Here is a 12,726-nt window from a genome sequence, read left to right as displayed (position 1 = left end):
GCATAATTCTTGAAGGGGCGATGATAACGCGAGAGGTGTGTCATGCCGGATACCGTTGAGTCTACGCATACCCTGTATGCCGCACAACCGATCGCCCACAGCGGTGAGAAGAAAAAGGCGGCCAAAATGAGCGAACCCCTTGTCGCACGTAGCATCTGCAAGCGTGCCCTCGATATCGCCGTGGCTTCGATGGCGCTGGCCTTTTTGTTGCCAGTGTTTGTTATCGTTGCCGCGCTGATCAAACTGGAATCCAAGGGCGGCGCCCTCTTCATGCAACGCCGCACTGGCCTGAACGGCAAGATCTTCCTGATTTACAAGTTCCGCAGCATGCGCGTTGCCGAAGATGGCGACAAGGTCGTGCAGGCCAAGCAGAATGATGATCGCGTCACCATGGTCGGCCGTTTCATTCGCAAGACCTCGATCGATGAACTGCCTCAGCTCCTTAACGTGCTGAAAGGCGACATGTCGCTGGTCGGCCCGCGCCCGCACGCCCTGGCCCATGACGGCGAATTCGCCATCAAGGTGCCAACCTATCAGGGCCGCTTCCAGGCGCGTCCGGGCCTGACCGGTCTGGCCGCCATCCGCGGCTACCGCGGCGAAATCAAGAGCCACGCCTGCATCGAAGGCCGCGTCAATGCGGACAACGAATATATCGAGAGCTGGTCGATCTGGAGTGATGTCATGATCATGGCCAAGACGGTTCCGATGATCTTCAAGGACAAGAACGCTTACTAAGTTCAAATGCCAGACGAAATACGAAAAACCCGGGGGTTCACCGGGTTTTTTTGTGCCTGCCGTCTGGTAAAGATCGTGGGCCTAGATCGGAATGGTGGAAACACCATTCCGACCTAATCCCGCGGGAGCTTCGCCGCCGGCACCTGCGCCTTGGGCCGGCCCGTCAGTATCTTGCCCACCCGGATGCCCGGCCGCTCCACATAGGTATAGGTCAGATGGGCCAGCGCGACCGTGATCGGCAGGGTCAGTGGAACGTAGATCATGCTGTCGATGCGTGAATAGCGGAACAGGTAAACCACGGTGTCGTGCAGCAGATAGATCGAATAGCTGATTGTCCCGAGATAGACCAGGACGCGGCTGTAACCACCGCTCTTAAGGAACAGCAGGCCCAGAAAGACCGCTGTCGCCGTTAGCCAGTTCAGGACAATGCAGAGGAACGAGATGCCCGGCTTCGCATCGTCGCGGAAGACGGCGTAGGAAACGCACATGATGACCAGGGTCAGCGCAAGCGATGTGCTGAAATAGAGCCGGTAGCGAGCAAACGGTAACGTTCCTGTCCGGAACAGATAGGTAACGTAGCCCAGGAAGAAGCTGACCAGGAAAGCGATCTTGCCGAACGGCAACTGACGCTGCAGCACCAGATTGACGACAAGGAACGCGGCAAGGCAGGCCATCAGGCCCCAATATAGCAGGCTGGCGTCCTTTTCCCGGCGCGCGAAGACCAGGACGGCGAACAGGCCGTACCAGATCAGTTCGAGAAACAGCGTCCAGCTCGGCCCGCCAAAATTCGGCAGCCCGATCCATTCCTGCGCGAAGATCACATGTGCCAGCAAGGTCCCGCCCAGATTGGGCACCACGCTGCGGAAAAGCGCGAAGGTGATGAACAGGTTGACCAGGATGACGAAGATATAGAGCGGATAGATGCGGAAGACCCGCGCCAGCCAGAAGGATCCAAGGTCGCGCCCGGACCCCGTCTGCGAATAGGGGATGACGTAGCCACTGATCATGAAAAAGACCAGGACGCCGATCTGGCCGAAATTGATTACGTTCTGCTGGACATAATGAATGAGGGCGTTGTCGTAGTGCTCGACGGAATGCTGGATGACCACCAGGATGGCCGCCAGACCCCGCAGGACGTCGATGGATGCTAATCTCCTGGAATCGGCCATTGTCTCTCCGAACCGGTAGCAGAACGATCTGACCGGCGGACGTTAGCCGCTTCCGTCCGGCTGTCAACAAAGCTTTCGCATCTGCGAAATTTTTGCCCTTCACAGACCGGCCATAGCCGCCTACACTCTTGACGGCAGCAACATATCCAATCATTACAATGATATTGCCGATATACGAGATTTTGTAGCAAGACTGCGTTTCCAAGCCGTTCAGGACGTGCCGGTCTGCCCGCAAGGGTGCTTCGTTCGACGCTTTCTAATTTTGCCTGGCCTGTCCGAAGATCCGGTCTTCGCCGCGGCTACCGATCCAATGCCTGATTTTGTCGCGCAATGACCTTGAGGTGGTAACACATGTCAGAAGGCAAGGCGGTCCGCCGCACTCCTTTCATCGCAAAATTCGGCGCTGCGGTTATCGCCATCCTGCTGGTGAGGCATACCTTTGGCGGCGCGATCCGCATGTTGCTGCAGAATTTTGGCCTCAACTTCGTCTGGTTCATTCCCGACGCTCTGATATCCGTAGGGATCGCCATGTGCTTCGTGGCAGCCTACCGGTCACGCGATCCTCTTCGCCGCAATGTCATGATCCTGTCGATCGCCTTCATGCTGGTGCCAGCGGTCATAGGCTATCTCAACGGCAACAATCCGCTCTCGATCATATCGGGCTACAAGATCATCGCGCCCCTGGTCTTCTGTATGAACACACCCTTCCTGCTGAGGGAAATGACGCGCCGCTACTTTATCCTGTGGTGCGTCCTGCTGGCCGCGACGATCATCTTCCTGGCGGTCAACCAGTTCATGGACTATCCCTGGGTCGGCAGCAAATTCTCGCAGTTCGGCGTCGAGCGCGACATGTCCCGTCAATGGTATGCTGGCTATCTCAAGGACGGCACCACCGAACGCGTGACCGTCGTGCGCCTGGCCGGCGCCTCGGTGGCCAGCGTGTCGGCGGCAGCGCTGATCGTCATGTTCTACTGCCTGATCCGCACGCGCCTGAAAAACATCTGGGTCGAGCTGCTGGTCGTAGCTGCCTGCGCCTACGGCGTCTACCTGACCGACAGCAAGACCACCTATATCTGCCTGCCGATGATCTTCATCGCTGGCAATCTGGTCAGCCCGCCGGAACGCCTGCGCCAGATGTTGTCGTTCGACATAAAACCCATCGTGCAGCAGGGCATGTCCTATCTCTTCCTGGCCGTGGGCATCATCCCGATGATCATCGGCTTTTCCCGTGAGCCCGTCCCCTATTTCGCCTACAACAGCTTCCAGGACCGCGTGAATTTCACCTGGCCATCCTCCCTGCTGCGCATGCGGGAAATTGGCGGAGATGGCGCCTATCTGTGGGGTACAGGCTACGGCTCCTTCGGCAGCCCGTCGGTCTACAGCGGCAAGTACGTCCTGACCACCTCGGCTGTCGACAACTTCATGCTCTACCACTTTGCCATCTGCGGGCTGCTGGCCCTGGCGCTTTATTATCTGCTAGCCCGGGTCGCCACCAAGGCCGAGGGCACGGCCTTCGCCATGTTCGCCGCACTCGTCCCCTTCAGTTTCGCCACCAGCAACGAAGGCCCGGAAATTCTGCTCTTGGCCGGCCTGGCGATTTCAAACGTCATTTACGCCTACCGCATTCAATATTCGCCGTTTAAGCTAAAAATGAAGGTTCTGTACTAAGCATTTCCGGCCCGTGCCTTGCAAGGCACGGACATACCCACCGGAGCCATCTGACAATGTTTTATGTTGCGCCGCAACATTACACTGTTATGATGCTCTAAAGACCAAAACCGCATTCCAAAAGGGTTTCATGCTCGTTTCTTGCCTTATTTTCGCCCCGTGGGCGCGCGTATCTTTCGCGACCGCGTTGACTCATAACGATACAGCCACGACGGAGCGGTACTAATATGAACGTTTTCATTACCGGAACGGCTGGCTTCATCGGCTTTCATCTGGCGCGTCGCCTGCTGAGCGAAGGTCACACTGTCCATGGCTATGACGCCATGACGGAATATTACGACCTGCGCCTGAAGCACGCCCGCCTCGACATCCTGAAGGCCGAGGCGAACTACACCCATACCGAAGCAATGCTGGAAGACATGGAGACGCTGACCACGGCCGCCACCGCCTGTCAGCCCGACGTGATCGTCCACCTGGCAGCCCAGGCGGGCGTCCGCTACAGCCTCGAACAGCCGCGCACCTATGTCAGCTCGAACCTGGTCGGCTCGTTCAACATCCTTGAAATCGCCCGCATCCTGAAGCCGAAGCATCTGATGCTGGCCTCGACCTCGTCGGTCTACGGCGCCAATGAAAAAGTGCCGTTCGAAGAAGCCGACAAGACGGACGAGCCCATGACACTGTACGCCGCGACCAAGAAGTCGATGGAAGTCATGGCGCACTCCTACGCCCATCTGTGGAAGATCCCGACGACCGCCTTCCGTTTCTTCACGGTCTACGGTCCCTACGGCCGCCCGGACATGGCCCTGTTCAAGTTCGTCGCCGCCGCCGGCAAGGACGAAGCCATCGACGTCTATGGCATGGGCCAGCAGGAACGCGACTTCACCTATATCGACGACCTGGTCGAAGCGATCGTCAAGCTGATCCCGGTCGTTCCGTCGGAAGACAACCGCGTGTCGGACGACAAGGCGCGCGAAACCCTGTCCAAGCTTGGTCCCTTCCGGATCGTCAATCTCGGCGGCGGCCAACCGGTCGGCCTGATGCCCTTCATCGACACTATCGAAGAAGCGCTGGGCAAGCCGCTGAGCAAGAATATGCTGCCCATGCAAAAGGGCGACGTGCCGCGCACCTATGCCAGCCCCAGGCTGCTGCAGGCGCTCACCGGCTTCCTACCTAGTATCGATGTCAAGCAGGGCGTGACGGCCTTTGTTGACTGGTTCCGCGCGTACAACAACAAGGCGTCCTGAACACGAGGCTGACCCCCATGCCCCAAGTCCTGGTTCTCGGAAAATATTATCCACCATTTTCCGGTGGCATCGAGGTAAATACCCGCGATGTCAGCGAGGCCCTGGCCAAGGGGCATGATGTCAGAGTGTTCTGCTTCAATCATGAACGCGGCACGAAGACGGAAACGATCAACGGCGTCCGCGTCAAACGATTCGGCATGCTGGCCAATGTGAAAAGCCAGCCTGTCAGCCTGTCTATGATCTTCGAGATCGCTCGCGCCAACCCGGACATCGTGCATTTCCATGCGCCGAACTTCGTCGCCAATGCCGGTCTCTGCCTGATGCTGCTGACGGGCAAGCGTCCAAAGATCGTCATTACGCATCACACCGACATTTTCGGACGCAAGTTCCTGAAAAACCTGCTGATGCCGCTGTACCGCTTCGTGCTGAACCGGAGCACCTTCGTCATCGTGACGTCAGGCAAGCTGATCGAGATTTCCGACGAACTGCACGATGGGCCAAACTATCGGGTGATTCCGCTCGGTATCGATCCGGCGCAATTTGCCGTCGAAACCCTGAAGGCGCCCGCACCCGGTCCCAAGCCGATCGGCTTTCTTGGCCGCCATGCCCGCTACAAGGGCCTGGGTGTCATGCTCAATGCCCTGTCGAAACTGCCAGGCGTCCGCGCCAGGATCGCCGGCGACGGTCCCTATCGCGCCGAAGCCGAGGAACTGGCCGATACGCTCAAGGTCAAGGACCGCGCCGATTTCCTGGGCGACATCCGCAACATGAAGGACAAGATCGCCTTCTACCGCTCGATCGGCGTCTTCGTCTTCCCGTCGACCGAAGTTACCGAGACCTTCGGGATCTCGCAGCTGGAAGCCATGCTCATGGGCGTGCCGGTCGTGGCATCGAACCTGCGCACGGGCGTCACCGATGTCGCCATCCACGAAGAGACGGCGCTGCTCATCGAGCCCGGCAATTCCGAACAACTGACGGCCGCCATTGCCCGTCTGCGTGAGGATGAGGGATTGCGTGACCGCCTGACCGCCAACGCGCGCGAACACGTGCTGACGCGCTTTACCCACGACGTCATTATCCGCCAGACGACAGAGCTGTTCGACGAAGCCCTGCGCGACAAGGCCGACGAAAAGGCCTTGGCCGATGTCGCGTGACAAGCCCGACCTGTTCATCAATGGCCGCTTCCTGACGCAGGACCTGACCGGCGTCCAGCGCTACGCGTCGGAAATCGTCAAGTCGCTCGATGAATTGCTGCTGGCCGCCGGTCCTGATGCACCTGCCTGCCGCCTTCTGGCGCCCAAGGGTGCCGATGCGGGGCATCTCGGGCTCAGAGCCATGGACTTCGCCACGGGCGGCCCCTTGAACGGTCATCCGTGGGAGCAGACTTGGCTGGCCGCGGCCGCGTCAGGCGGCGTGCTGGTCAATCTGTGCAATAGCGGCCCTGTCCTGCATCCACGCTCACTGACCGTCATCCACGACGCCGTCGTCTATCGCATGCCGGGGCATTTTTCGGCCAATTACCGCCGCCTTCACCAGACCTTGGGCCGGGTGCTCAGCCGGGGCTCGCGCCTCGCCACGGTGTCGCATTTTTCACAGGGCGAGCTGAGCCAGGTTCTAGACCTCGACGCCGCGCGCATCGCCGTCATTCCCAATGGCACGGACCATATCGCCCGCGTCACGCCCGATGACAGCGTAACGGCGCGAAAGGGTCTTGAACGCGGCCGCTACTTCCTGTTCGTCGGTTCGCCGGCGCCGCACAAGAACCTCGCCACCGCGCTCAAGGCGTTTAGCCAACTGGGCGACGCCACCATGACCTTCGTCGTGGTCGGCGCCGCCAAGTCAAAGGTCTTTGGCGATGGCGGCCTGGACGTGCCCGACAATGTCGTCTTTACCGGGCGTCTCAGCGATGCCGAAATCGCCGGTCTGTACCGCCAGGCGGCGGCCTTTGTTTTCCCGAGCTTCTACGAAGGCTTCGGCATTCCGCCGCTCGAAGCCATGGTCCACGACTGCCCCGTTCTGGCATCAGACATCGGCTCGTGCCGCGAGGTCTGTGCCGACGCCGCCCTGTTCTTTGCGCCGGATGACGCGAACGCCCTGACCGCACTTATGGCACACATTGTGGCCGAGCCGGAAACCGCCAAGGCCTTAAGCGCCAAGGGCCAGGCACGCGTCGCGACCTACACTTGGCACGGCAGCGCACAAAAGCTGCTCGACCGCCTGTATCAGGGCGATTTGCTGCGCGGCCATGGGCCTGCGCTAAAGGCCGCCGCATGACGACACGCGCCGCGGAAGACCGTTTTTTCGCCAAGCTGAAACGTGATGTCGCCATGTGGGAAATCGCCTGGCAGAAAAAGGCATCCGCCGGCATGGTCGTACGGCTTCTGCTGTTCGAGGGCGGCTTTCAGTTCGTCACCCTGCTGCGCATCGTCGAAGCTTCGGACCGCGTCCCGCTGATAGGCGCCTTCCTGTCGCTGGTGCTGCAATACTGGACCAACCGCTTCTTCGCCTGCGACATGGCACGGCGCGTGATGATCGGCGGCGGACTGTTCGTGCCGCATCCGACCGGCATCGTTGTCGGCGCAGATGTCGTCATCGGCCGCAATGTCAGCCTGCTGCACCAGGTGACGATTGGCCGGATCCGGCCCGATACCCATACGGCCCCACGCATCGGCGACGGCGCCTATCTTAGCCCCGGCGTCAAGATCATGGGCGATATCACAATCGGTGACGGTGCTATGATCGGCGCCAATTCGGTTGTATTGAACAGTATACCGCCCCATACCGTAGCCGTAGGCGCGCCGGCTCGAATTGTAAAAAAGCAAGACTTACTTGGCGTCATTTAGATAAATTTACACGCCTTGCCCTTCGCATCTGCGAGACGTAATACTTCGGCGTATTCCAGGAGGCGGTTTACCTCTCCAAAAATGAAAACGCGTGAAACCCTATTAGCGTAAGCATATTCTGTACGTATTTCGCCACAGGCAATGAGCAGGTGATAGATGTTCGGCATTTTCAGAGGTACAGGCTTCAATATTCTGACTGCCATTTCGCCGGTCGGAATGGTTCTGATCGCTTTTTTGTTCCTGGTCGGATCGACGTTTGTCTCCCCTGAGTCCTATCAGGTTGTCGTCAAGGAACCCAACCTGATGCACATGAACTGGAGCCTCATCGGCTTCATTTCCCTAACCTGTCTGGCCTTTCTTGCCGGATTCTTCCTGCTGGGGGGTAATTCCGGCAATAGCCGCCTTCTCAAAAGCAGTAGCGGCGTCGACGGCAATGTCAACAAGCTCTACCACGTTTTCCCTTTGCTGGCCGTCGCGGTGCTAAACGTCTACTCCGTCATGATCATGATGAAGAACACGCCGGGCCTGCTTAATCTCGTACTGTCTGCAAACGGCAATACGGCCAAGCAGGTGATCGACACCACGGGCGGGCTGGCGGGTGCGCAGCCCCTGCTGATTGCCATGATCTGGTGGGCGATGGGCAAGCACATGGTAGTTTTCCCCAACCTGAAAACGACCGGAGCCAAGGTGTCGGCGGCGCTGATCGGCAGCTCCCTGTGCCTGGCGGTGCTGATTTCGATCCTGAAGGTGGCGCGCTACGAAGTGATCCCCTTGCTGGTTGGTTCGCTGATCGTCTATCTTGTGCTGTCAGCCCGGCGCGGCACGATGGACGTGAAAAAGCTCACCGCCATTGGCCTCAGCTGCCTCGTTGCCGTCGTCGCCATTTTTATCGGATTCTCGCTTCTGCGCGGCAATACCAGCCAGGGCGTCGAACAGAACCTTTATGGCTATGGCCCGACCGCGGTCAATCACCTGGCTGCCGTGATCGACGGGCGCTTGAAGTTCCCCTATGCCGGCACCGGCACCTATACCCTGGAGTTTCTGTCCCGGGCGCCGTTCCTGTACAAATTCATCAACTTCCAGGCCATTCTGGGCCTGCCCGACCCTGTAATGGTCTTCGACTCGGAATTTGACGCCACACGCCAGGCCGGCCTGAACGCCGCCTACAACTGGGTCACGGCTTTTGGCTACTATTACATGGACCTCGGCGCCTGGTATTACCCGTTCTTCGTGCTGATGGGTGCCCTGGCCTGCATTTTCTGGAAGCAAGCCCTCAAAGGCCAGACCCTGGGTCTCGTCATGTACCCCTTCATGGCCGGAACCATTCTGCTGTGGATGACATCCAATGCATTTACCCGCGCACAGCTGATGACTTACATCATGATGGTCGTTGCCCTCGCCATCTATGACCAGCTTTTTTCAAGACGCCAGCGCAATGCGTTGCAGGAAAGCCTTGCAGCCCGCGCCCAGGTAAACCCCAGCCCGCGTCCGGAGATGGCCCTGCGCCGTCCCGCCGCAAGGCCGCAGCTACGGCCGCGGCCACAGCCCAATCGGCCAGAAACACGCCGCTAGACACGCAATTTTATTGGACAGCTTCATTTTGCAGTGCAATATAAATTGCCTGCTCTCGGGACGCTTGCTGCTCGCTTTCGGACGACATTACTATGCAGATAAAGACTTATGCGATTTCCGGGCCTGTTTTGATCACGCCTAAGAAGTTTGGCGACAGCCGCGGCTACTTCATGGAAGCGTTCAAGGACGCTTGGTTTCGTGAGAACGTCGCGGATACGGGTTTCGTTCAGGACAACCAGTCTCTGTCGGCGCAAACCGCCACCATTCGCGGCCTGCACTATCAGGCGCCGCCGATGGGCCAGGGGAAGCTGGTGCGCTGCCTGAAGGGCTCGATCTTCGACGTTGCCGTCGATGTGCGGCCGGGATCGGCCACGTTCGGCCAATGGATCGCCGAGACATTGACGCCTGAGAATGCCGGCCAGCTGTGGGTGCCTGAAGGCTTCCTGCACGGCTTCTGCACKTTAGAGCCCGACACCGAGGTGCTGTACAAGGTGACCAATCCCTACAGCGCAGAACACGACCGCGGCATAGCGTTCGACGATCCGGAGATCGGCATTGAATGGCCGGTCGATCTGTCCACGGCAGTCCTGTCGGACAAGGACAAGGCCCAACCGAAACTTTCCAGCCTGCGTTGATCCGCGGCGGACCTGACTATAAGAGGCATGACATGCGTATATTGGTAACGGGTGGCGCGGGCTTCATCGGCTCGGCGCTGGTGCGGTATCTGGTGRCAGAGGAAAAGGCCGAGGTGCTGAACCTCGACAAGCTGACCTATGCCGGCAATCTCGACTCTCTGAAGCCCATCGAAGGCGCCAATAATTACAGCTTCGTCCAGGCCGATATCTGCGACCGCAATGCGGTTGTCGCGGCTATCGAAGGCTTCAGGCCCGACCACATCATGCACCTGGCGGCCGAAAGCCATGTCGACCGCTCGATCACCGGCGCCGGCGATTTTGTGCAGACCAATGTCGTTGGCACCTTCACMATGCTGGAGGCCGCGCGCCACTACTGGAATGGCCTGACGGGTGACGCCAAGGCGAACTTCCGCTTCCTGCACGTCTCGACCGATGAGGTCTATGGCAGCCTCGGCGAAACCGGCCTGTTCGAAGAGACCACGCCCTATGACCCGTCCTCGCCCTATTCGGCGTCGAAGGCRGCRTCSGACCACCTGGCCAAGGCCTGGCACCGCACCTAYGGCATGCCGATCGTSGTGTCGAACTGCTCGAACAATTACGGCCCCTTCCACTTCCCGGAAAAGCTGATCCCGCTCAACATCCTCAATGCGCTGGAAGGCAAGTCGCTGCCRGTCTACGGCGACGGCTCCAACATCCGCGACTGGCTGTATGTCGACGACCACGCCCGYGCCCTGCACCTGATCGCCTCAAAGGGCCGCCTGGGCGAGACCTACAATGTCGGCGGTCGCAACGAACGCAAGAATATCGACGTCGTGCGCCGCATCTGCACCATCATGGACGAGCTGCGTCCCAATGGCGCCCCGCATGAGCGCCTGATCACCTATGTGACCGACCGTCCGGGCCACGATCACCGCTACGCCATCGACGCCACCAAGCTTGAGACCGAGCTGGGCTGGAAGGCGCGCGAAAACTTCGACACCGGCATCGACAAGACTATCCGCTGGTATCTCGACAACGAGGCCTGGTGGCGCCCGCTGCGCGGTGAAGTCTACACCGGCGAGCGCCTGGGTGTCCTGGCCGAAGCGAAGGCCTGATCATGCGCATCGTCGTCACAGGCAAGGAAGGCCAGGTCGATACCTCGCTCGCAGAGCTTGGCGAAACGATGGGCATCGAAGTGATCCGCGTCGGCCTGCCGGAAATCGACCTGTCGAAGCCGGAAACCCTGGCAGAGCCGATAAACGCCGCTAAGCCCGACGTCATCATCTCGTCGGCAGCCTATACGGCGGTCGACAAGGCCGAAAGTGAAGCGGAACTGGCCCAGGCCATCAATGGCGACGGACCGGGCCAGCTGGCGCGCATCGCGGCCCAGCTCAACATCCCCATCCTGCACCTGTCGACCGACTATGTCTTYKCSGGCGACAAGGACGGCATCTACGATGAGAGCGACACGCCKGCYCCGGTCAGCGTCTACGGCAAGACCAAGCTGTCGGGCGAAGAGCAGATCAGGGCGGCCACGCMMRACCACGTCATYCTGCGCACCGCCTGGGTCTACTCGCCCTATGGCAATAACTTCGTCAAGACCATGCTGCGTCTGGGTGAGACGCGCGATGAACTGAATGTCGTCGCTGACCAGAACGGCTGCCCGACCTATGCGCCGGAGATCGCCCGCGCGCTTCTGACCATCGCACAGCGCGTYRCMAAGGACAGCGATGCAGGCCTACGCGGTACCTTCCACCTGACCGGCCAGGGCGAGACGACCTGGGCGGGCTTTGCCGAGGCCATCTTCGCCGGTAGCTCGATGCGCGGCGGCAAACTGGTCAAGGTCAACCCGATCCCGACCTCGGCCTATCCGACCCCGGCCAGCCGACCGGCCAACTCCCGCCTGTCGGGCGAGAAGCTGGCAGCCACCTATGACCTGCGCCTCGATCCGTGGCGCACATCCTTGAACGACTGCCTGACGCGCCTGACGGGCGTGGCGGCAGGTTAGGAGACTAAACACATGAAGGGCATTATCCTCGCCGGCGGCAGTGGCACGCGCCTGCATCCCATGACGATCGGCGTCTCCAAGCAGATGATGCCGGTCTACGACAAGCCGATGATCTACTATCCGCTGTCGACCCTGATGATGGCCGGCATCCGCGATATCCTGATCATCTCGACACCGCACGACCTGCCCCTGTTCCAGAAGCTGCTGGGCGACGGGCAGAAGTGGGGCATATCGCTGACCTATGCCGAACAACCAAGCCCCGACGGCCTGGCCCAGGCCTATATGATCGGCGCCGACTTCGTCGGCTCCGAACCGTCGTGCCTGATCCTGGGCGACAACATCTATTATGGCTCCAACCTGACCGAGACGCTCGATGAAGCCTCCAAGCTGACCTCTGGCGCGTCGGTCTTCGCCTATCAGGTCTCCGACCCGGAACGCTATGGCGTCGTCGAGTTCGACAACAGCTTCAAGGCCCTGTCGGTTGACGAGAAGCCGGCGCAGCCGAAGTCGAACTGGGCGATTACCGGCCTCTACTTCTACGACAGCCAGGTCGTCGACATCGCCGCCAACCTCAAGCCGTCGGCCCGCGGTGAGTTTGAGATCACCGACGTCAATCGCGTCTATCTCGAGCGCGGCCAGCTCTCCGTCCAGCCCATCGGCCGCGGCTATGCCTGGCTCGATACCGGCACGCCCGACAGCCTGCTTGATGCTGCCGAGTTCGTTCGCGTCCTCGAAAAACGCCAGGGCATGAAAATCTGCTGCCCCGAGGAAATCGCCTGGCGTCAGGACTTCATCGACAATGCCCAGCTCGAAGTCCTCGCAAAAGCCCTCGGCCGAAGTCCTCGCAAAAGCCCTCGGCAAAAGCGAATACGG

The 12,726-nt window shown here is 59.9% G+C and carries 12 protein-coding genes; 11 read left to right on the top strand and 1 reads right to left on the bottom strand.

Annotation, left to right across the window (positions count from 1 at the left end; genetic code table 11):
* Nucleotides 1-126 precede the first annotated feature (126 nt).
* Nucleotides 127-735: a sugar transferase gene (locus tag AC1DON_RS08265; RefSeq protein WP_476934308.1), complete on the top strand. Its 609-nt coding sequence runs from the start codon at nucleotides 127-129 to the stop codon at nucleotides 733-735.
* Nucleotides 736-848: 113 nt separating this feature from the next.
* Here the strand turns inward: AC1DON_RS08265 and AC1DON_RS08260 are convergent, their stop codons facing one another.
* A complete protein-coding gene (locus AC1DON_RS08260) occupies nucleotides 849-1,904 on the bottom strand; it encodes an acyltransferase family protein (protein ID WP_476934307.1) in 1,056 nt (351 codons plus the stop codon).
* 351 nt (nucleotides 1,905-2,255) lie between these two features.
* Here AC1DON_RS08260 and AC1DON_RS08255 point away from each other — a divergent pair, with 351 nt between their 5' ends.
* From AC1DON_RS08255 to rfbA, 10 genes are all read left to right on the top strand, one after another.
* Nucleotides 2,256-3,572: a hypothetical protein gene (locus AC1DON_RS08255; RefSeq protein ID WP_476934306.1), complete on the top strand. Its 1,317-nt coding sequence runs from the start codon at nucleotides 2,256-2,258 to the stop codon at nucleotides 3,570-3,572.
* Nucleotides 3,573-3,799: 227 nt separating this feature from the next.
* The gene (locus AC1DON_RS08250) at nucleotides 3,800-4,816 is read left to right on the top strand and encodes an NAD-dependent epimerase/dehydratase family protein (RefSeq protein WP_476934305.1); all 1,017 of its coding nucleotides are present in this window, start codon (nucleotides 3,800-3,802) and stop codon (nucleotides 4,814-4,816) included.
* Nucleotides 4,817-4,833: 17 nt separating this feature from the next.
* A complete protein-coding gene (locus AC1DON_RS08245; protein WP_476934304.1) occupies nucleotides 4,834-5,970 on the top strand; it encodes a glycosyltransferase in 1,137 nt (378 codons plus the stop codon).
* The gene (locus AC1DON_RS08240; RefSeq protein ID WP_476934303.1) at nucleotides 5,960-7,090 is read left to right on the top strand and encodes a glycosyltransferase family 4 protein; all 1,131 of its coding nucleotides are present in this window, start codon (nucleotides 5,960-5,962) and stop codon (nucleotides 7,088-7,090) included. The genes AC1DON_RS08245 and AC1DON_RS08240 overlap by 11 nt, the downstream gene beginning before the upstream one ends.
* A complete protein-coding gene (locus tag AC1DON_RS08235) occupies nucleotides 7,087-7,659 on the top strand; it encodes a serine O-acetyltransferase (RefSeq protein WP_476934302.1) in 573 nt (190 codons plus the stop codon). Before AC1DON_RS08240 ends, AC1DON_RS08235 begins: the two co-directional genes overlap by 4 nt.
* Nucleotides 7,660-7,815: 156 nt before the next feature.
* The gene (locus AC1DON_RS08230; protein WP_476934301.1) at nucleotides 7,816-9,231 is read left to right on the top strand and encodes an O-antigen polymerase; all 1,416 of its coding nucleotides are present in this window, start codon (nucleotides 7,816-7,818) and stop codon (nucleotides 9,229-9,231) included.
* Nucleotides 9,232-9,323: 92 nt separating this feature from the next.
* The gene (gene rfbC, locus AC1DON_RS08225; protein ID WP_476934300.1) at nucleotides 9,324-9,866 is read left to right on the top strand and encodes a dTDP-4-dehydrorhamnose 3,5-epimerase; all 543 of its coding nucleotides are present in this window, start codon (nucleotides 9,324-9,326) and stop codon (nucleotides 9,864-9,866) included.
* 32 nt (nucleotides 9,867-9,898) lie between these two features.
* Nucleotides 9,899-10,960 (top strand): dTDP-glucose 4,6-dehydratase, encoded by a 1,062-nt coding sequence (rfbB, locus tag AC1DON_RS08220; RefSeq protein ID WP_476934299.1) that lies wholly within the window; start codon nucleotides 9,899-9,901, stop codon nucleotides 10,958-10,960.
* A gap of 2 nt (nucleotides 10,961-10,962) precedes the next feature.
* Nucleotides 10,963-11,853 (top strand): dTDP-4-dehydrorhamnose reductase, encoded by an 891-nt coding sequence (gene rfbD, locus AC1DON_RS08215; RefSeq protein WP_476934298.1) that lies wholly within the window; start codon nucleotides 10,963-10,965, stop codon nucleotides 11,851-11,853.
* 12 nt (nucleotides 11,854-11,865) lie between these two features.
* The coding region (gene rfbA / locus AC1DON_RS08210; protein WP_476934297.1) for a glucose-1-phosphate thymidylyltransferase RfbA at nucleotides 11,866-12,726 on the top strand (861 nt) is incomplete at its 3' end.

The organism is Asticcacaulis sp. P4_H10 (genome assembly GCF_056400965.1).
The sequence above is the reverse complement of the archived record's forward strand: the minus strand, read 5'-3'. Positions and strand labels throughout refer to the sequence as shown.